The organism is Homoserinimonas sp. A447, assembly GCF_054489325.1.
Window position 1 is genome coordinate 2,736,006 of record NZ_JBTMWW010000001.1, and the last position, 17,740, is coordinate 2,753,745.

The 17,740-nt window shown below is 65.5% G+C and carries 22 protein-coding genes; 14 read left to right on the plus strand and 8 right to left on the minus strand.

Features of this window, described 5'->3' with window-relative positions; all coding sequences use genetic code 11:
• Window positions 1–42 precede the first annotated feature (42 nt).
• The 3 genes from ACX3O0_RS13490 to pruA all read left to right on the plus strand — a co-directional run bounded on the left by ACX3O0_RS13490 (window position 43) and on the right by pruA (window position 3,851).
• Window positions 43–1,389, plus strand: coding sequence for a TrkH family potassium uptake protein (locus ACX3O0_RS13490; RefSeq protein WP_459108484.1), 1,347 nt, complete (start codon window positions 43–45; stop codon window positions 1,387–1,389).
• On the plus strand, window positions 1,382–2,074 hold the full coding sequence (locus tag ACX3O0_RS13495; RefSeq protein WP_459108045.1) for a potassium channel family protein: 693 nt from the start codon (window positions 1,382–1,384) through the stop codon (window positions 2,072–2,074). The genes ACX3O0_RS13490 and ACX3O0_RS13495 overlap by 8 nt, the downstream gene beginning before the upstream one ends.
• 145 nt (window positions 2,075–2,219) lie before the next feature.
• On the plus strand, window positions 2,220–3,851 hold the full coding sequence (pruA, locus tag ACX3O0_RS13500) for an L-glutamate gamma-semialdehyde dehydrogenase (RefSeq protein ID WP_459108046.1): 1,632 nt from the start codon (window positions 2,220–2,222) through the stop codon (window positions 3,849–3,851).
• A 113-nt stretch (window positions 3,852–3,964) separates the two neighbouring features.
• Here pruA and ACX3O0_RS13505 read toward each other — a convergent pair whose 3' ends face one another.
• Window positions 3,965–4,684 (minus strand): winged helix-turn-helix domain-containing protein, encoded by a 720-nt coding sequence (locus ACX3O0_RS13505; RefSeq protein WP_459108047.1) that lies wholly within the window; start codon window positions 4,682–4,684, stop codon window positions 3,965–3,967.
• A 349-nt stretch (window positions 4,685–5,033) separates the two neighbouring features.
• A complete protein-coding gene (gene upp / locus ACX3O0_RS13510) occupies window positions 5,034–5,666 on the minus strand; it encodes a uracil phosphoribosyltransferase (protein ID WP_459108048.1) in 633 nt (210 codons plus the stop codon).
• A 66-nt stretch (window positions 5,667–5,732) separates the two neighbouring features.
• Here upp and ACX3O0_RS13515 point away from each other — a divergent pair, with 66 nt between their 5' ends.
• Window positions 5,733–6,164, plus strand: a complete 432-nt coding sequence (locus tag ACX3O0_RS13515) for a nucleoside deaminase (protein WP_459089834.1) — start codon at window positions 5,733–5,735, stop codon at window positions 6,162–6,164.
• A gap of 28 nt (window positions 6,165–6,192) precedes the next feature.
• Here ACX3O0_RS13515 and ACX3O0_RS13520 read toward each other — a convergent pair whose 3' ends face one another.
• Window positions 6,193–7,155 (minus strand): cation diffusion facilitator family transporter, encoded by a 963-nt coding sequence (locus tag ACX3O0_RS13520; protein ID WP_459089688.1) that lies wholly within the window; start codon window positions 7,153–7,155, stop codon window positions 6,193–6,195.
• A 40-nt stretch (window positions 7,156–7,195) separates the two neighbouring features.
• On the opposite strand from ACX3O0_RS13520, the gene proC reads away from it, so the two are divergent.
• Complete coding sequence (gene proC / locus ACX3O0_RS13525; RefSeq protein WP_459089690.1) at window positions 7,196–8,032, plus strand: pyrroline-5-carboxylate reductase; 837 nt, start codon at window positions 7,196–7,198, stop codon at window positions 8,030–8,032.
• A gap of 3 nt (window positions 8,033–8,035) precedes the next feature.
• Here proC and ACX3O0_RS13530 read toward each other — a convergent pair whose 3' ends face one another.
• Both ACX3O0_RS13530 and ACX3O0_RS13535 read right to left on the minus strand, forming a co-directional pair.
• On the minus strand, window positions 8,036–8,701 hold the full coding sequence (locus ACX3O0_RS13530; RefSeq protein ID WP_459108049.1) for a potassium channel family protein: 666 nt from the start codon (window positions 8,699–8,701) through the stop codon (window positions 8,036–8,038).
• Window positions 8,694–10,118, minus strand: a complete 1,425-nt coding sequence (locus ACX3O0_RS13535; protein ID WP_459108050.1) for a TrkH family potassium uptake protein — start codon at window positions 10,116–10,118, stop codon at window positions 8,694–8,696. The genes ACX3O0_RS13530 and ACX3O0_RS13535 overlap by 8 nt, the downstream gene beginning before the upstream one ends.
• Before the next feature lie 85 nt (window positions 10,119–10,203).
• Here ACX3O0_RS13535 and ACX3O0_RS13540 point away from each other — a divergent pair, with 85 nt between their 5' ends.
• The 3 genes from ACX3O0_RS13540 to ACX3O0_RS13550 all read left to right on the plus strand — a co-directional run bounded on the left by ACX3O0_RS13540 (window position 10,204) and on the right by ACX3O0_RS13550 (window position 11,300).
• A complete protein-coding gene (locus ACX3O0_RS13540) occupies window positions 10,204–10,722 on the plus strand; it encodes an ArsR/SmtB family transcription factor (protein WP_459089697.1) in 519 nt (172 codons plus the stop codon).
• A 124-nt stretch (window positions 10,723–10,846) separates the two neighbouring features.
• Window positions 10,847–11,053, plus strand: a complete 207-nt coding sequence (locus tag ACX3O0_RS13545; RefSeq protein ID WP_459089699.1) for a helix-turn-helix domain-containing protein — start codon at window positions 10,847–10,849, stop codon at window positions 11,051–11,053.
• Window positions 11,054–11,201: 148 nt separating this feature from the next.
• Complete coding sequence (locus tag ACX3O0_RS13550; RefSeq protein WP_003792170.1) at window positions 11,202–11,300, plus strand: 30S ribosomal protein bS22; 99 nt, start codon at window positions 11,202–11,204, stop codon at window positions 11,298–11,300.
• Between the two features lie 48 nt (window positions 11,301–11,348).
• Here the strand turns inward: ACX3O0_RS13550 and ACX3O0_RS13555 are convergent, their stop codons facing one another.
• A complete protein-coding gene (locus ACX3O0_RS13555) occupies window positions 11,349–12,101 on the minus strand; it encodes an HAD family hydrolase (protein WP_459108051.1) in 753 nt (250 codons plus the stop codon).
• Between the two features lie 40 nt (window positions 12,102–12,141).
• Between ACX3O0_RS13555 and ACX3O0_RS13560 the strand changes: the two genes are divergently transcribed.
• The gene (locus ACX3O0_RS13560) at window positions 12,142–12,408 is read left to right on the plus strand and encodes a glutaredoxin family protein (protein WP_459108052.1); all 267 of its coding nucleotides are present in this window, start codon (window positions 12,142–12,144) and stop codon (window positions 12,406–12,408) included.
• Between the two features lie 3 nt (window positions 12,409–12,411).
• Window positions 12,412–12,711, plus strand: a complete 300-nt coding sequence (locus ACX3O0_RS13565) for a Dabb family protein (RefSeq protein WP_459108053.1) — start codon at window positions 12,412–12,414, stop codon at window positions 12,709–12,711.
• Here the strand turns inward: ACX3O0_RS13565 and ACX3O0_RS13570 are convergent, their stop codons facing one another.
• Window positions 12,712–13,281, minus strand: a complete 570-nt coding sequence (locus ACX3O0_RS13570; protein ID WP_459108054.1) for a hypothetical protein — start codon at window positions 13,279–13,281, stop codon at window positions 12,712–12,714.
• A gap of 123 nt (window positions 13,282–13,404) precedes the next feature.
• Here ACX3O0_RS13570 and ACX3O0_RS13575 point away from each other — a divergent pair, with 123 nt between their 5' ends.
• A complete protein-coding gene (locus ACX3O0_RS13575; protein WP_459089711.1) occupies window positions 13,405–14,073 on the plus strand; it encodes a hypothetical protein in 669 nt (222 codons plus the stop codon).
• 149 nt (window positions 14,074–14,222) lie between these two features.
• On the opposite strand, the gene aspS is transcribed toward ACX3O0_RS13575, so the two are convergent.
• A complete protein-coding gene (gene aspS, locus ACX3O0_RS13580; RefSeq protein ID WP_459108055.1) occupies window positions 14,223–15,551 on the minus strand; it encodes an aspartate--tRNA(Asn) ligase in 1,329 nt (442 codons plus the stop codon).
• A 206-nt stretch (window positions 15,552–15,757) separates the two neighbouring features.
• On the opposite strand from aspS, the gene ACX3O0_RS13585 reads away from it, so the two are divergent.
• Genes ACX3O0_RS13585 through ACX3O0_RS13595 form a run of 3 tightly spaced genes read left to right on the plus strand, consistent with a single transcriptional unit; the run spans window position 15,758 to window position 17,738 of the window.
• The gene (locus tag ACX3O0_RS13585) at window positions 15,758–16,411 is read left to right on the plus strand and encodes a histidine phosphatase family protein (RefSeq protein ID WP_459108056.1); all 654 of its coding nucleotides are present in this window, start codon (window positions 15,758–15,760) and stop codon (window positions 16,409–16,411) included.
• Window positions 16,408–16,998, plus strand: coding sequence for a TlpA family protein disulfide reductase (locus ACX3O0_RS13590; RefSeq protein ID WP_459108057.1), 591 nt, complete (start codon window positions 16,408–16,410; stop codon window positions 16,996–16,998). Before ACX3O0_RS13585 ends, ACX3O0_RS13590 begins: the two co-directional genes overlap by 4 nt.
• On the plus strand, window positions 16,998–17,738 hold the full coding sequence (locus ACX3O0_RS13595) for a cytochrome c biogenesis CcdA family protein (RefSeq protein ID WP_459089721.1): 741 nt from the start codon (window positions 16,998–17,000) through the stop codon (window positions 17,736–17,738). The genes ACX3O0_RS13590 and ACX3O0_RS13595 overlap by 1 nt, the downstream gene beginning before the upstream one ends.
• Window positions 17,739–17,740: the final 2 nt, after the last annotated feature.

Genomic DNA, 17,740 nt, shown 5'->3' on the forward strand with positions numbered 1-17,740 from the left:
CGACAAAAGGAGTATCGTTGCGCCGTGCTTCACACACGGCGGATGGGCCGGCTAGTTTCCAAGCGTCCACATCTGCAACCGGCTCAGGCCGTTGTCTCCGGTTTCGGCACAGCCATAATCATCGGCACCGCACTCCTGCTATTGCCCGTGGCCCGGGTAGGTCCGGGCGGCGCCACCCTCATGGAGGCACTGTTCACCGCAACCTCTTCGGTGTGCGTGACCGGCCTCACCGTCGTGGACACCGCCACATATTGGACGCCATTCGGCCGCGTCGTCATCCTGCTGCTGATTCAGGTCGGTGGCCTGGGCATCATGCTGTTCGCCTCCCTCATCGGGCTGAGCATTGCCCGCAAGCTCTCGGTGAGGTCCCGGTTGACGGCCGCAACCGAAGCGAAAACTCTCGGCCTCAGCGATGTCGCCGGTCTCATCCTCGGAATCCTGCGCATCACCCTGATGGTCGAAGCGGTGGTCTTCGTGTTCCTGACCATCCGGTTCTGGCTCGGCTACGGACATCCGATCGGGGATGCAGCCTGGTTCGGACTCTTCCACTCGGTGTCGTCATTCAACAACGCGGGGTTCTCGGTCTTCAGCGACAACCTCATGGGGTTCGCCACCGACCCGTGGATCTGCCTGCCCATCTCCGCCGCCGTCATCCTCGGCGGAGTCGGGTTCCCGGTGATCATGCAGCTCCGTCGCGAGTTCCGCCGTCCATTGCATTGGTCGATGAACACGAAGCTGGTGTTGTGGGGCACCCTCGTTCTGCTGGTCGGCGGTGCCGTCTACACCTGCCTCCTCGAGTGGTCGAACCCCGGCACCTTCGGGCCGATGCAACCGGCCGAGCGAATCCTCGCCGGTTTCTTCCACTCGGTGCAGACCCGCACGGCGGGATTCAACAGCGTCGACGTCGGCCAGATGCATCCGGCCACCTGGCTCGGGAGCGATGTGCTGATGTTCATCGGCGGCGGCCCTGCCGGGACTGCCGGTGGAATCAAGCTGACCACGTTCCTGGCGTTGTTCTTCATCATGTACACCGAGCTCCGCGGGGAGGGTGCGGTCAATATCTTCGGCAAGAGGCTCTCCCGTTCGGTCCACCGCCAGGCGATCACCATCGTGCTCCTCGCCGTCGCCGCCGTGATCACGGCCACCGCGGCGATCATGATCATCACCCGACTCGATCTCGACAATGTGCTCTTCGAGGTCGTGTCCGCCTTCGGAACGGTCGGGCTGTCAACCGGGATCACCGCCGACCTGCCGGTCGCGGCCCAGGCGATCCTGGTCGCCCTCATGTTCCTCGGCCGTCTCGGCCCGCTCACCCTTGGCAGCGCCATCGCGTTGCGTCAACGCAAGATCCTCTACGAACTCCCGAAGGAAAGGCCCGTCGTTGGCTAAATCACTCTCCACCAAGCGCGGATCGCGCATCGCCGAGGCAGACTCCGTCGTCGTTATCGGGTTGGGTCGGTTCGGCACCTCCCTGGCCCTGGAATTGATGGCCGCAGGCACGGAGGTGCTCGGCATCGACTCCGACGAGGAGATCGTTCAGTCGCTCAACGGCCAGCTGACCCATGTCGTGCGATCGGACTCCACCAATGAGGAGGCATTGCGACAGCTCGCCGTACACGAGTTCGATCGGGCAGTCGTCTCCATCGGCACGGATATCCAGGCCAGCATTCTCACCACCTCCCTCCTGATCCGGATGGAGATCCCCGACATCTGGGCCAAGGCTGTCAGCGATGCGCATGGCCGGATCTTCGAGCAATTGGGCGTGAAGCACGTCATCTACCCGGAGAAGGACATGGGCCGGCGGGTCGCGCACCTGGTGCGCGGGGCGGCCCAGGATTACATCGAGATCGACCGGGATTTCGCCATTCTCAAGATGAGCCCCAACAGTCTCGTGCTCGGGGTGCCACTCGGCGAGAGTCACATCCGTTCCCGGTACGGGGTCACCGTGCTCGCCTACAAGCGAGAGGAGGGCGCCTGGAAGAACGCTGACCTGTCCACCGTGCTGCAGGAGGGCGACACCATGCTGGTGTCCGGCCCGATCCTCAAAGCCGAGGCATTCGGGCAGCTTCGCTGAGGCGCTCGGGGCGGTAGGGGCGGTAGGGGCGGACTCCTTATTCCCAGTCGCTTCGACTACACTCTTCTGTATACCGGCGAGAATACCGGCTGTCGTCTGGCCTCGAGGCCGACCGTAGACATCCTTCAATCAGAAGAGGTAAACCATGTTCGATGGCATCACCACTGTTCCGGCACCGGTCAACGAGCCGGTCTTCCCGCACGCGCCAGGCTCTGCCGAGCGCGCGGAGCTCGACGCGGCCATCAAGGAGATGGCGTCGAAGCAGCAAGACTTCCTGATGACCATCGGCGGCGAGAAGCGCCGTGGAGGTGGCGAAGACGTCAAGGTTGTGCAGCCGCACGACCACCAGAAGGTCCTCGGCACCATGGGAAGCACCACCGAGAAGGACGCGCAAGACGCCGTCGCGGCAGCCAAGGCGGCCGCCCCCGAGTGGGCCGCCATGCCGTTCGACGAGCGGGCCGCCATCATGCTGCGCGCCGCCGACAAGCTGTCCACCACCTGGCGCGCACGTATGAACGCCGCCACCATGCTCGGCCAGTCGAAGACGGTCCAGCAGTCCGAGATCGACGCCATCGCCGAGATGGCCGACTTCTGGCGCTTCAATGTGCACTACGCGCAGCAGATCATGTCGCAGCAGCCGATCAGCCCGACCGGCCAGTGGAACCGCATGGACTACCGCCCGCTCGACGGATTCATTTACGCGATCACCCCGTTCAACTTCACCGCCATCGCCGGCAACCTTCCCACGGCCCCCGCGATTATGGGCAACACGGTGGTGTGGAAGCCGTCATCCACCCAGATGCTCGCGGCAGACCTCACGATGCGTCTGCTCGAAGAGTCCGGCATGCCACCGGGCGTGATCAATATGGTCACCGGCCGTGGCAAGTCGGTGTCGGATGTCGTGCTCGCCGACAAGGGACTGGGTGGCATCCACTTCACCGGCTCCACCGGCGTGTTCCAGGGCCTTTGGTCTGAGGTGGGCGCGAACATCGCGAATTACGCGACATACCCGCGCCTGGTCGGCGAAACCGGTGGCAAGGACTTCATCGTCGTTCACCCGAGTGCTGACCCCGAGCCGCTCAAGACGGCGATCATTCGCGGTGCATTCGAGTACCAGGGCCAGAAGTGCTCGGCCGCCTCGCGCGCGTACATCCCGCGTTCGATCTGGAACTCCATCAAGGACGACCTGATCGCTGAGGTCGACGCTCTCTCCATGGGCTCGGTGCTGGACTACTCGAACTTCATGGGAGCCGTCATCGACGACCGCGCGTATGCACGCGTTACCGGCGCGATCGACCGCGCCAAGGCGAAGGACACCGCGACCGTACTCGCCGGCGGCACCTACGACGACTCGGAGGGCTACTTCATCCGCCCGACGATCATCGAGAGCACCGACCCGAAGGACGAACTCTTCGTCAACGAGTACTTCGGACCGGTGATCGCCGTGTACGTGTACGAGGATGACGCCGACTTCGACGCGTTGCTCACCATGGTGGACGAGGCCTCGCCGTACGCGCTGACCGGAGCCATCTTCGCCCGCGACCGCAAGGTGGTTCACCACATGGCGAGCCGCCTGCGTGGCACCGCCGGCAACTTCTACATCAACGACCGGCCCACCGGCTCCGTTGTCGGCCAGCAGCCGTTCGGCGGGGGCCGGGCATCCGGAACCAACGACAAGGCCGGCTCGATGGCGAACATGATGCGCTGGACCAGCCCGCGGTCGATCAAGGAGACGTTCAACGCTCCGACCGACCACCGCTACCCGCACATGCAGTAACCCGTCAAGGCTGGTCGAGCTTGTCGAGACCCCGCCAGCGACGTGGGGGCTCGACGAGCTCGCCTGGTTTCGACAGGCTCAACCCGCTTAACGCTCGACCAGCTGAAGCTCTCCTAGAACAAATCGGGCGACGGCGTGCTCGTGTGCCGCACCGAGACATCCGCGTGCCGGTCGAAGCGGTAGCCGACGCCCCGCACCGTGCGCACCACGTCCTCATAGCCGCCCAGTTTCGAGCGAAGTCTGCGCACGTGCACGTCGATGGTCCGCTCGTTCGGCGCATCGTCGGCGTCGTCCGCGTCCCACAGGTCGGCGATGAGCTCGGCACGGTGAATGGTTCGGCCTTCCCGCAGCACCAGGTACTGCAGCAGTTCGAACTCCTTGTAGGTGAGCCCGGCCGGCTGGCCATCGAGCGAGACCTGCTTGCGGGTCAGGTCGATGACCACGCCGCTGCGGTACTCCTCGACGGCTTCCGGCTCCTGCTGGCGGTGCCGGGCGAGGGCGGACGGGTCCTGCAGTGCGAGCCGCACCACGTCGACATCCCGGCCGCCCGCACCGGACGGTGCCAACGCGACCGCGGCATGTGTCTCGGCGGTCGGCACCAGCTCGGTGGTCAGTTTCTTGAGGGCGGCGACCAGCTGGCTGAGGTCGACGCCGGCAGAGGCCGCCTTGAACTCGTCGACACCGACGTAGAGCACGAAGCCGCGGGCTTCGGTCCCGGTCGGGATGGCGCGGATGCGGGGTGCAGCCGGTTCCGCGACGGGCGCGGCTGGCAGGGCTACTGCGGTGAGGTGTGAGGTGGACGGTCGGACAAGGTCAATGGTTGCGAGCGACATGAGTCGAATTCCTTAGGAGGGGTGAAGGGCCTCTAATGATGAGGGTGTGATCCTTCGGGGTACTTCAGACGTGCGGTGAGGATCGACGCTCGGTATGAGGAGCGGCAACCCGGAGTTCAGCCCCGGTGATACTCGGATGAAGAGCGTCAGCGGAGGGATGGACTCGGCTAAGGATTGGGCCGGTTAGGCACACATTCGACAACACATGACGGCACTGCTGCGCGGCATCATCATGCCGGCATCCCTCGAAGCCTCAGGCGAGGTCAGGGCGTGCGCGAATGTAGTCATGAATCGAGTATCGGTTATGCACCCGCAAAAAATCAAACTCGACCCGGATGCTGGCCGAAAATCAGACCGTGCCGTAGAGGCGGTCGCCGGCGTCGCCGAGCCCGGGCACGATGTAGCCGAGCTCGTTGAGTCGTTCGTCGAGGGCGCCAAGCACGATGGTGACCTCGCGACCGGCGGTTGCCTTCTCGACAGCCTCCAGCCCCTCGGGTGCGCCCAGGATGCAGACGGCCGTCACATCCTGTGCCCCCCGCTCGAACAGGTAGGCGATCGCCGCGTTCAGGGAGCCGCCGGTCGCGAGCATCGGGTCGAGCACGAAGCATTGGCGGTTGGACAGGTCGTCGGGCAGCCGCTCAGCGTAGATGTCGGGCTGCAGGGTGGTCTCGTTGCGCACCATCCCGAGGAAGCCGACCTCGGCGGTCGGCACCAGTTTGACCATTCCCTCCAGCATTCCGAGCCCGGCGCGCAGGATGGGAACGACCAGAGGACGCGGCTGGCTGATGGCCAGCCCGGTGGTTGGTCCCACCGGGGTGACGATGTCAACCGACTCGGTGCGCACGTGGCGGGTCGCCTCGTAGGCGAGCAGGGTGACCAGCTCTTCCGTCAGCGCCCGGAAGGTGGGCGACGGTGTGCGCTTGTCCCGGAGCACTGTGAGCTTGTGCGTGATGAGCGGATGGTCGGCAACGTGGACTCGCATAGGCTTAAACCTAGCTGAGGGAGGGATGTGCGAGTGGCTGGTATTCCTGCGCTGTACTCACAGCGGATGCGTGAGGCGATCGAGGATGCATCCGTCACCGCCTCGTCGGGCGACGTTCCGGTCTCCGCCCTCGTGCTGGACAGTGAGGGCAACACCATCGGTGTCGGCCGGAACGAGCGCGAGCTGCGACAGGACCCGACCGCGCACGCTGAGATCCTCGCACTCCGTGCCGCCGCTGAGGTGACCGGCGACTGGCGCCTGGAGAACACGACGCTGGTGGTCACGCTCGAGCCGTGCCCGATGTGTGCTGGCGCGATCCTGGCAGCGCGCGTTCCCGTGGTCGTGTTCGGCGCCTGGGATGAGAAGGCAGGGGCGGCCGGCAGCGTCTACGACCTGCTCCGCGACCGTCGGCTGCCGCACCGGGTTGAGGTGTTCGCCGGCGTCGAGGCCGAGGCCTGCGCGAAACTGCTCACCGACTTCTTCGAGGCGAAGCGCTGAACCACTTGCGAAGACCGCTCGAGGACGGTCAGTCGGTGCCGCGGATGACGAACTTGTCGGTCGGCGGGTTGAACTCGTTCGGCGGCACGTAGACATCCGGCTCGATGTAGATCACGCGGGCGGCCGGGACGGCCTCGCGGATGCTGTGCTCCAGGGCGTTGATGCTGATTGCGACATCTGCCATGCGGGCGTTCTTGCCGAACGCGACCTTGGCGGCGACCATCAGTTCTTCCGGCCCGAGGTAGAGCGTCTTCATGTGGATCAGCGCCTCCACCTTCTTGTGTCCGTTGATGGCGTCGCGGATGGCATCCGAATCAGCGACGCTGGCGCCCTCGCCGACCAGGAGGCTCTTCGTCTCGATTCCGAGGATGATCGCCACCAGAACGAGCAGCACACCGATGCAGAGGGTGCCGATCGCATCCCACATCGCATTGCCGGTGATGATGGTCAGGCCGACGCCGCAGAGAGCGAAGAGGAGCCCGAGCAGGGCTGCGATGTCTTCGAGCAGCACGACGGGCAGTTCCGGCTGCTTGGCGTGGCGCACGAACTGCACCCAGCTCTGCTTGCCACGCACGTGGTTGGACTCGATGACGGCCGTGCGCAGCGAGAACGACTCGAGGATGATCGCGATGACCAGCACCACGATGGGCAGCCACGGCACATCCAGCGGGTGCGGATGAACCAGCTTGTTGTAGCCCTCGTAGAGGGAGAAGACGCCGCCGACGCTGAACAGGATGATGGAGACGACGAAGGCGTAGACGAAACGTTCGCGACCGTAACCGAACGGATGCTCCCGGTCGGCTTTGCGCTTGGCCATCTTGCCGCCCAGCAGCATCAGGGCCTGGTTGCCGGCATCCGCCACGGAGTGAACACCCTCGGCGAGCATGGAGCTCGAACCGGAGAAGAATGCGGCGATGAACTTCGTGACCGCGATGCCCGAGTTCGCGAGCAGCGCCGCGATGATTGCCTTGGTTCCGCCGGAAGCGCTCATGTTTCAATCCTAGGTCGCGACCGGAACCTAAGATAACGGGATGACTGTCACACTCCCCGCGATCGCAGTTCTCGGCGCAGGTTCCATGGGTGCGGCCATCGTGCACGGGTTGCTGAAGCGCAACGTCGAGGTGGTCGGCGGCATCCGCGTCACCAACCGCACCGAGGCGAAGGCGGCGCTTCTCCGCACCGGAGGCGTCGTCTCCCTGGCTTCGGAGACCGACCCGAACGCCAACCGTGCCGCCGTGGACGGTGCCAGGATCGTGCTGGTCGCGGTGAAGCCGGCACTGGTCGCCGGTGTGCTGAAGGAGGTGGCGGATGCCCTGGCGCACGACGCGATCGTGGTGAGCGTCGCTGCGGGTGTCACTACCGAGACGATGCAGTCACTGCTGCCGGCCTCGGTGGCCGCCGTGCGGATCATGTCGAACACGCCGACCGGTGTTGGGCTCGGCGTCACGGCGATCGCTGGAGGAAGCCGCGCCACTCGCGACGATGTCGACCTCGTGTCGCAGGTGTTTGCCGCGGTCGGCGAGGTGATCCTGCTTCCGGAGGACAAGCTCGACGCCGTTACGGCACTCTCCGGCACCGGCCCGGCGTACGTCTACTACGTGATCGAGTCGTTCACGAAGACGGCGATCGACATGGGGTTCACCGCGGCGGAGGCCGAGAAGCTGGTGATCGGGACGTTCCGAGGGGCGGTCGAGTTGCTGCGGGTGTCCGGGCTCGCGCCGGAAGAGCTAAGGCGCCAGGTGACCAGCCCGGGCGGGACCACCGAGCGGGCGATCGCCTCGCTGGAGGAGTCCCACCTCAAGCAGGTCTTCAGTGACGCGATCGCCGCCGCCGCCGCGCGCTCGCGAGAGCTGGCGTCCGGCCAGTAGCGGCTACTGGGAGGCGAACTTCTCGATCGAAGCGGATGTCCCGCTCACGATGATCAGGTCGTGGTTGGAGATGACGGTGTCCGGGGTGGCGTAGGTGAACTCCTTGCCGGGCGACTTCACCCCGACCACGGTCAGCCCGTACTTCTTGCGCGGCGCTGACTCGGTGAGCGTCTTCCCGTGGATTGACTTCGGCGGGTACATCTTCACGATCGCGAAATCGTCATCGAACTCGATGAAGTCGAGCATCCGCCCCGAAACCAGGTGGGCGACGCGGGTGCCGGCCTCCGCCTCGGGGTAGATGACATGGTTGGCGCCGATGCGGGCCAGGATCTTGCCGTGCGACTGGCTGATCGCCTTCGCCCATATCTGCGGCACTTTCAGGTCGACCAGGTTCGCGGTGATGAGCACGCTGGCCTCGATCGATGAGCCGACGGCGACGACAGCGATGGAGAAGTCCTGCGCGCCGATCTGCCGCAGGGCGTCGATGCTGCGCGCATCCGCCTGAACCGCGTGCGTGACCCGCTCCGACCACTTCTGCACCAGCGCGGGACTCTCGTCGACGACGAGCACCTCGCGGTCGAGGCGGTCGAGCTGGCCGGCGGTCGCCGCGCCGAATCGTCCGAGCCCGATGATGAGCACCGGGGCGTCGTGGGGAATCTTGTCAACCAACGATGGGCCTCTCTTCCGCTCGTCTGAACAACTGCCGCCGCTGGCTTGCCGCCAGGGCCGCGGCCAGAGTCACTGTACCAACGCGTCCAGCCCACATTGTGGCCGACAGGATGTACTTTCCGGCGTCGGGGAGGCTTTCGGTCAGTCCGGTACTGAGACCGCAGGTGGCGAACGCGGAGATGACGTCGAAGAGAACGAAGTCGAGGGGAGCCTTGGTCAGCTGGAGCAGGGCGATCGATGAGGCCGCGACAATGGTCGCGCCCCACAGCGTCACGCTCACGGCCAGACGGAGCACGTCCGGGGGGAGGCGGCGTTGAAACGCCTGCATGTCACTGTCCCCTCGGGCCTCGGCAAAGGCGGCCAGGAACAGTACCGCGAGCGTCGTCACCTTGATTCCGCCCGCGGTGGATGCCGAACCACCACCGACGAACATCAGCATGTCGAAGACGAGGAGACTGGACCCGTTCATCTGGGACACGTCGATGGTGGAGAACCCGCCCGAGCGGGTCATCACCGACATGAAGGTTGCCGTCAACGGTCGGGCAACGCCGTCCTGACCGCCGAGTGTTGCCTCGTTGTTCCATTCGAGCACCAGCATGGCGAGGGCTCCCACGATGATGAGGCCGATGGTGGTGACCAGCGTCAGTTTCACGTGCACCGACAGCCGCCGCGGATTGCGCCAGCCGCGGGCCAGCGCGAAAATCACCGGGAATCCGACACTACCCAGGAAGACGGCGATGGCGAGGACGGTCAACATCCACGGGTCGGTGGTGAATGGCGCCATGCCTTCGGGGTTGGGGGTGAATCCGGTGTTGGTGAACGCGGATGCGGCGTAGTAGAAGCTCTGCCACGCGGCCGACCACAGGTCGAATCCGGCGATCAGCAGGCGGGGAAACACGACGGCGGCGACAACCAATTCGATGATGAGAGCGCTGATGGCGACGGTGGCGAGGAGGCCGCCGATCTCGCCGAGGCGGATGGCCTGCGACTCGGAGACGGGCCCGTGATGGATGCGTGAGGGGTTGGTGTCGCTCGCCGCCATCAGTCGGGTGCGCAGGCCCAACCGGCGCGAGACCACGAGCCCCATGATGCTCGCCAGGGTGAGCACGCCGATACCGCCGACCTGCAGGCCGATCAGGATGGCGACGTTGCCGAAGGTCGACCAGTGGGTTGCCATGTCAACGGTCGTGAGGCCGGTCACGCAGATGGTGGAGACAGCGGTGAACACGGCGTCGGCGAGCGGCGTCGCCGATCGGTTCGCGGATGCGATCGGCAGCGAGAGCACCAACGTCAGGATCACGATGAGGGAGGTGAAGATCAGGATGGCGAACCGCGACGGCGAGGCGCTCGCAAAATCATCCACCACGTCCCGGAAGCGCCTCCGCGGGGAAGCCGACTTCACAGGCTGGGTTCGCATCAGTGTCCTCTGTATGTCCGCTGTGGCGCCATGTCCATGACAGCTTGACATGGTACTCCTCGGCGGGGCGCATTAGCCTGTTGCCATGGCCGACATCTTTGACGTAGTTTCAGACCCCACCAGGCGCGACCTGCTTCAGGCGTTGCTGGAGCGGTACATCGCACCGGGGTCGGATGCGGGGGAGATCAGCGTCGGTGAGCTGGTCACCACCCTCGGCCTGAGCCAGCCGACCGTGTCGAAGCACTTGCGGGTGCTCCGCGACTTCGGCCTGGTCAGCGTGCGCGACGAAGGGCAGCACCGCTACTACACGCTCGACGCTTCACCTCTGGAGGCGATCGAGGACTGGATCATCCCCTTCCTGAGCGCCGACTTCGATTCGTCCGCCGAGAAGTCCGCAGTGTTCTCGGCGTGGGCCGGTGCCCAGCTTCCTGCCCCGCTGCGCCGGGCGACCGAGTCCCTGCAGCATTCGGGTGAGGCCGGCGCCGCTGTCGGACGTGCCGTGGCGGATGCGACCTACCAGGCTCGCAGTGCCATCGAGGATGCGTCGCACGACCTGGAACGCCGGGTCATCAAGCCGATCAAGAAGAAGCTCAAGAAAGACTGACTTCTGGACAGCCAGTCACTTCTACCCCTAGAGTTACGAATTAGCACTCCAGTAACACCCGAGGCGGAGTGCATGGCGTCACCGGTGCCCTCACCGCTGGCCCACAGAGACTAAGGACCAGCACATGGCACGCGATCTTTCCGAGGTTCGTTTCCTCACGGTTGCTGAGGTCGCCGACATGATGCGGGTGTCGAAGATGACCGTGTACCGCATGGTGCACGCCGGCGAGCTGCCGGCCATCCGCTTCGGTCGCTCATTCCGGGTCCCGGAGTCGGCTGTCGCCACCGCCATCGACTCCCACATCGCCGAAGGCGACTCCGCCGTAGGCTGACCAGCCGGGGCGCACTCCACGCAGTGATCGCCCCGCGAATAGTGGTGCCTCCGGTATCGAGTACACTTGGCGGAGGCAATTTCTCCGCGGTTCTGAACGGACCCGGTCATCCGTTCAAGTCAGTGAAGCCAATAGACATGAGGTACGTATGGGTTCCGTAATCAAGAAGCGCCGCAAGCGTATGGCGAAGAAGAAGCACCGCAAGTTGCTTCGCAAGACCCGCCACCAGCGTCGCAACAAGAAGTAGCGCCGCAAGCATGAGCGTCTGGCCTTCGGGTCAGGCGTTTTTTGTTTGCTAAGCCTTCGCGCGCTTTCCGTCGCGGATGACGCGTCGGCGGGCGGCACGGATGCTCGACTTGTTGAGTCTCAGGATGGACCAGCCCTGCAGCTTCGCGTGGCGCATGAGGCTGGCGTCCGGGTTGACCACCACCCGGTTGCCGGCCAACTCGAGTAGGGGAATGTCGTTCTCGGAGTCCGAGTACGCCCAGCAGTCCCGCAGGTCGGCGCCCAGCCGGGAGGTCAGCTCCTCGGCCGCGACCGCCTTCCGCTCTCCGTGGAGCACCTGGCCCACCAGCCGGCCGGTGAAGCATCCGTCGACCGTCTCCAGCATGGTGCCGATGGCGCCCGTCAGTCCGAGGCGTTCGGCGATGACGGATGCGATGTCGATCGGCGTCGCGGTGATGAGCCAGACCTCGTGGCCCTTGCTCAGGTGCTCCTGCGTGAGACCGACCGTCTCCGGCCACAGACGCTTCTCGATGGCCTTGTCGAAAATGGACTCCGCCAGCTCCCTGACTTCGGCGGCCGAATGCCCGCGGGCGAGCCCGAGTGCGCGCTCGCGCACCAGCTCCAGGTGCTTGCGGTTCTCGCCGACCGCGATGAACCTGGCCTGCTGCCAGGCGAAGCGCAGGATGTCCCGCAGCTTCAGGTAGCCGCGGCTGTACGCCCCCCGACCGACGTGGTAAATGCTCGCGCCGCGCATCAGCGTGTTGTCGACATCGAAGAACGCGACAATCGGCCTGGCAGCTGCCGGGACGCTACTGGACTGCATCGCGCCATGCTACTGGGTGCCGGCGATTACGCTGGGAGGCATGACCACCGCGACGCTGACCCTCATCGGCAAGCCGGGGTGTCATCTCTGCGATGACGCCCGCGAAGTGATCGCCGCCGTGGTCTCCGAGCTGGAGGGCGTCGCATCCGCCCCCGCTGTTGTCGTGACGGAGGTTTCGATCCTCGATGACGCCGAACTTCACGACAAGTACGTGGAGGAGATTCCGGTGGTGCTGCTGAACGGTGCGGTGCACAACATCTGGCGGGTCGACCCGGACCGCCTGCGAGCCGCGCTCATGGAGGCCTAGCCCATGCTCAGGCACATTGTTTCGTGGAAGCTCAGCGGAGCAGACGTGTCCGAGGTGGATGAGCAGGTCGAGCGCATCGCCCGCGACCTGGAGTCCCTCGACGGTCGGATCCCCGAGATCATCAGCATCCGCGTGGTGCGCAACGTGGTGAACCCTGGCCAGAACTTCGACGCCGCGGTCATCGCGGACTTCGAGAACGCGGATGCCCTTCGCGCCTACATCGCGCATCCTGACCACGTCGAGGCCTCAGCCTTCCTGAAGTCGGTAGCCGTTCAGCGGGCCTGCGTCGACTTCGAGGTGTAGTCAGTCCTGTCGCTTGGCTGCGGCCTCCGCTTCGGCGCGCGACTCGTAGACGGGTTCGTCGAAAACGGACGCGAGCTGCTCGCCCGGGGCGATCAGCAGCAGGTCCGTCGGTTCCTCAGCCGAGGCGAAGTCTTCGGCGACCAGCGGCTCGTTGTTGAGGTGGACCGTGACCAGGCCGCTGCCGGTCTCCAGGGTGTCCAGCTCGAGTGCGGTCAACGGCTTGCCGCCGGCGCGCTCGATCAGCGCGGTGACGGCAGCGCCGACCCCGCGGCCACCGGAGAGGAACGCCTTCTCGTCGAGCACGGTGTAGTCGTAGCGCGTGCGTACCGTGAAGGTGAGCTCGTTCTGGTCTTCTGCCGGCTCGTCATCCTCATCCTCAAACAGCTCGTCGAGTGCGTCCCCGTAGGCGGCGACGGCATCCCACAGTTTGCGGTCGAGGTCTTCCAGGGCGGGGCCGTCCGCCTCGGAAACCTGATCGGCATCCTTGGCAATGAGGTCGATGTGCTTTCGCAAAATGCCGATGAGGGTCTCGCCCGAGTCGACTGCTGAGCGCGTCATTTCGTTCGTCATCCGCTCACGGTACCACCCGAGATTGTCCAGCAATCTTCCAGTCCCGCGGCCTACCCTCGGGCCTTGTGCCGCCAGGTGCGAATGGATTCCTGCGGCGTGATTCCCATGGCCCCCACTCATCGCGTGCCCCAGCCAAGCGCCACCGGACTGTGGTCTGGTGTCACGTCACACCGCGCCTTCCGCACGCTCTCCTGGGGCGCCGCCGTTGCCGCCTTCGCCCTGGTGGCGGTGTTCGCCGTCGTGCCCACCGCGCCGCACCTGTCGTCGGCAGCGGATGATGCGCAGCGCCATAAAGAGGTGCAGACCCTGGTCGCCGTGAGCCACGTCGCAATCCCGGAGGTGAAGCGCGACGCCTTCCACGTGACTCCTGGGCGAACCACTTTCATCAACGGCGGAACCAACCACGACTGGGCGAAGCTGGTGCTGCTGAACGGCGGATGGCCGGTCACCGACAACAACGTCACGGTGATCACCCGCTGGATGCGCCAAGAGAATTACATCGACACCTGGTGGAACCGCAACAACCCGCTGAACAACGGATGGGGGTCAGGAGGTGGCGGAGGCCTGGGCAGCTACCCCACCCTGGTCGTGGCAGCGGAGAATGCAGCCGAGGCGCTGAACACGCATCCGGGCTATCGCGACATCGTCGCCGCCTTCGCATCATCGGCACCGCCCGAGGTCACCGAGGCCGCCATCTGGGCATCACCGTGGGCGAGCGGCCACTACGCGAACGGGTCGCATTGGCACTACACGCCGGTGCCGGTGGTGAAGGCGCCGGCCGGCGCCTGGTGATCGCAACACCGCAGCAGGAAAGAACAGCGCAGCAGGAAAGAGGGAGAATCCCGTAGACAAGGGCGAAAACCTCCTCCTTTCGCAGCAGTTGGCAGGAAAGGTCCCTCATTTGTGCGGGTGGAGCGGGCGCGGCAGCGCCGTATCGAGACCTAGGGCAGCAGGCGGGTCGGTCCGCGGAACAGGAAGGTGGCCTCGCGCAGGTTGGGCAGGCCCAGCATGAGCATCAGCACGCGCGACAGTCCCATGCCGAATCCACCGTGCGGCGGCACCCCGTAGCGGAAGAAGTCGAGATAGAAGTCGAGCTCCTCAGGCTCAAGCCCCTTCTGAATCGCCTGCTCGACCAGCACATCGATGCGGTGCTCGCGCTGCGCCCCGGTGGAGATCTCCACCCCGTTCAGGATGAGGTCGTAGCTGTTGGTGAGCGCAGCATCCGCCTCATGACGCATGTGATAGAACGGGCGGATGCTCGAGGCATAGTCGGTCAGGAACACGAAGTCGTGCCCGAACTTCTCCTGCACGTAGGCGGCGATCTGGCGCTCGCCCTCCGGGTCCATGTCGTCATCGTGGCGGGGAACCTCGTAGCCGCGCTCGGCAACGATGCGCTTCGCCTCGGCGAGCGGGATGCGCGGGAACGGCGTGGTGGGAACGGTCAGCTCGATGCCGAAGAGGGCTTCGATCTCGGCGCCATGCTTCGCCTTGACCGCGGTGTAGCCGGCGACCATGAGCTCCTCGTGCAGCTTCATGACGTCTTCGTGGCTGTCGATCCAGCTGATCTCCGAGTCGACGCTGGTGAACTCGGTCGCGTGGCGGCTGGTGAACGACGGGTCGGCGCGGAACGCCGGCCCGATCTCGAACACCTTGCCGAAGCCGGCCGGCTGCGCCATCTGCTTGAAGAACTGCGGACTCTGCGCCAGGTACGCCTTGGTGTCGAAGTACTCGACCTCGAACAGCTCGGCGCGCGACTCGCTGGCGCTCGCCATCAGCTTCGGCGTGTGGATTTCGATGAAGTCGTTCTCGACCCAGTACGTGCGCCAGGCGTGCTCGAGCGTGGTCTGGATGCGGAAAAGCAGGTTGTTCTTCGGAACCCGCAGGTCGAGGAAGCGCCAGTCCATCCGCTTGTCGACACCGGAGTCGTCGGCGATCGGAGTCTCCGGGATGGCGTGGGAGGCCACGTCGAGGCCGTCCAGCTTGATCTCGACGCCGCCGAGCTTGACCCGCTCATCGTGCTTGAGTTCGCCGGTCGCGGTGAGGAAGCTGCCCTGCGAGAGGGCGGAGATCTCGTCGGCCAGCGCATCCGGTGCCGGGGTGCCGTCCTCGTTGAAGATGCGCGGGTGCACCAGTTGCACCGCGCCGGACTCATCGCGCAGCACGACGAACTGCACCTTCTTCTGGTCGCGCACGGTGTCGACCCAACCGGACACGCTCACGGGGCCGTCGGATGCTGCGGCCAGGTTCTTGATCAGGGTGCGTTCGCTCACGCCCCCCATCCTAAAGGGGGTGCCCCGACAGCCCCTGACCGGCTCGACTCACGTACGAGCAGGCAGGGAGGGAGAAGGGAACGGCTCGGGTGGGCCGGGCTTCTATGGGCGGAGCCACTTCCCGTTCCCCCGGGCACCTCGCCGACCGGACCACTAGCTCGACCCTCCGGGTCGAGCCCACAGCAAGCGTTACCTAGACTGGTGGGGTGCCTGCTTCCCTTGTCCACCTCGTTCGCCACGGTGAGGTTCACAACCCCGACGGCATCCTGTACGGGCGCATCCCCGGGTACCACCTCTCGGAGCTCGGGCACCGGATGGCGGCTGCCGCCGCAGACCAGTTGGCGGGGCATCCGGTCACTGCGTTGTATGCGTCTCCCCTGCAGCGCGCACAGGAGTCCGCGAAGCCGTGGGCGGATGCGTTCAGCCTTGAGATTGTCACCGACGAGCGCCTGATCGAGCCGAACAACAGGTTCGAGGGCAAGAAGTTCGAGTTCGGTCCGCAGGTGCTGACGAAGCCGCAGTCGTGGCCGTGGATCCTGAACCCGTTCAAGCCGAGCTGGGGCGAACCGTTCACCAGTGTCGCCGACCGCATGCTCGCGGTGATCGAGGATGCCCACTCGTCTGTCGACGACGGCGAGGTCGTGCTGGTCAGCCACCAGATGCCGATCGTGATGGCGCAGCGGTTCCTGTCCGGTCGCAAGCTCTACCACGACCCCCGCAAGCGCCGCTGCTCGCTGTCGAGCATCACCACCCTCGCCCTCCGCGACCCGGCGGAGAATGGGCCCCGGTTCGTCGAGGTCGACTACCGGGACCCGGCAGCAGAGTTGTTGGCCCAGTCCATCGATTTCGGAGCGGTATGAGGTTCTCGACCAAGGCCGGCGCGATGGCATTGATTCTTGCGGTCACGCTGACCGGATGCACGAATGATCCCCTCGCGGAGCAGTACGGGGGCGAGGGCACCAGCTACGAGTCCGAGGATGGCGCGTTCAGCGAGTTCGGCCCGGCCGACCGCGGCGAGCCGGTCGTCTTCGAGGGCACGACGGACACCGGGATGACGGTCTCTAACGAGGACTACGCCGGTGAAGTGCTGGTCGTGAACTTCTGGTACGCCGAGTGCGCCCCGTGCCGGGCTGAAGCGCCCGACCTGCGAGACCTGTCGCTGAAGTACGAGGGCAACGGGGCATCCTTCCTCGGAATCAACACCGTCAACGAGGCCGAGAGCGCCCTGGCGTTCGCGCGCAAGTTCGACATCAGCTACCCCTCGATCATGGATGCGAACGAGGGCACCGCACGCCTGGCCTTCGCCGGCCACGCGCCGCCGAGCGCCGTGCCGACCACGCTGGTGCTCGACAAGGAGGGCCGGGTGGCTGCGCGGTTCCTCGGGCAGGTCATGGCTCCGTCGAGCCTGGACACGATCATCCGCGAGCTCATCGCTGAGGACCTCTAGTGGGCTCTCTCAGCGAGATTGTCTTCGGCGGCAACCTCCTGCTTGCGCTGCCGATAGCCATGCTCGCCGGGCTGGTCTCGTTCGCCTCGCCCTGCATCCTGCCGCTGGTTCCCGGATACCTCGGCTACGTGGGCGGGTTCGCCGGTGACGGGGACAAGGCTGATCGTCGCCGCCTGCTCCTCGGCGTCTCGCTTTTCGTGCTCGGCTTCAGCCTCGTTTTCGTGGCGTTCGGGGTGCTGTTCGGCGTAGCCGGGCTACTGCTCACGCAGTGGCTCGACCTGATCACCCGCATCGCCGGCGTCATCATCATTGTGATGGGGCTGGTGTTCATCGGCATGTTCGGGCGGATGCAGCGGACCATCAAACCGCGGTGGAAGGTTGCCACCGGTCTTGCCGGTGCACCGTTCCTCGGCATCGTGTTCGGGCTCGGCTGGGCACCGTGTGTCGGGCCAACCCTGGCTGCAGTGCTGGCGCTGAGCCTGAACGGCGGCTCCCCGGCGCGCGGAGCACTGCTGGCGGCTCTCTACTGCCTGGGCCTCGGCATCCCGTTCCTGCTGGTCGCGCTTGGCTTGAACTGGGTGACCGGCTCGGTGGCCTGGCTGAAGCGGCACATCCGCGTAGTCAACATCGTCGGCGGGGCGCTGCTCATCCTCGTCGGCCTGCTCATGGTGAGCGGGCTGTGGACCCTTTTCATCTCGAGCCTGGGGTCGGTGATCAACGGTTTTGTCCCGGCCATCTGATC

Coding starts and splice junctions, on each gene's coding strand:
- ACX3O0_RS13560 (WP_459108052.1), top strand. CDS start 12,142: ATGACCACCGCGACGCTGACCCTCATCGGCAAGCCGGGGTGTCATCTC.
- ACX3O0_RS13565 (WP_459108053.1), top strand. CDS start 12,412: ATGCTCAGGCACATTGTTTCGTGGAAGCTCAGCGGAGCAGACGTGTCC.
- ACX3O0_RS13570 (WP_459108054.1), bottom strand. CDS start 13,281: ATGACGAACGAAATGACGCGCTCAGCAGTCGACTCGGGCGAGACCCTC.
- ACX3O0_RS13490 (WP_459108484.1), top strand. CDS start 43: ATGGGCCGGCTAGTTTCCAAGCGTCCACATCTGCAACCGGCTCAGGCC.
- ACX3O0_RS13545 (WP_459089699.1), top strand. CDS start 10,847: ATGGCACGCGATCTTTCCGAGGTTCGTTTCCTCACGGTTGCTGAGGTC.
- ACX3O0_RS13515 (WP_459089834.1), top strand. CDS start 5,733: ATGCGTGAGGCGATCGAGGATGCATCCGTCACCGCCTCGTCGGGCGAC.
- proC (WP_459089690.1), top strand. CDS start 7,196: ATGACTGTCACACTCCCCGCGATCGCAGTTCTCGGCGCAGGTTCCATG.
- ACX3O0_RS13540 (WP_459089697.1), top strand. CDS start 10,204: ATGGCCGACATCTTTGACGTAGTTTCAGACCCCACCAGGCGCGACCTG.
- ACX3O0_RS13550 (WP_003792170.1), top strand. CDS start 11,202: ATGGGTTCCGTAATCAAGAAGCGCCGCAAGCGTATGGCGAAGAAGAAG.
- ACX3O0_RS13505 (WP_459108047.1), bottom strand. CDS start 4,684: ATGTCGCTCGCAACCATTGACCTTGTCCGACCGTCCACCTCACACCTC.
- ACX3O0_RS13535 (WP_459108050.1), bottom strand. CDS start 10,118: ATGCGAACCCAGCCTGTGAAGTCGGCTTCCCCGCGGAGGCGCTTCCGG.
- ACX3O0_RS13590 (WP_459108057.1), top strand. CDS start 16,408: ATGAGGTTCTCGACCAAGGCCGGCGCGATGGCATTGATTCTTGCGGTC.
- ACX3O0_RS13520 (WP_459089688.1), bottom strand. CDS start 7,155: ATGAGCGCTTCCGGCGGAACCAAGGCAATCATCGCGGCGCTGCTCGCG.
- ACX3O0_RS13555 (WP_459108051.1), bottom strand. CDS start 12,101: ATGCAGTCCAGTAGCGTCCCGGCAGCTGCCAGGCCGATTGTCGCGTTC.
- pruA (WP_459108046.1), top strand. CDS start 2,220: ATGTTCGATGGCATCACCACTGTTCCGGCACCGGTCAACGAGCCGGTC.
- upp (WP_459108048.1), bottom strand. CDS start 5,666: ATGCGAGTCCACGTTGCCGACCATCCGCTCATCACGCACAAGCTCACA.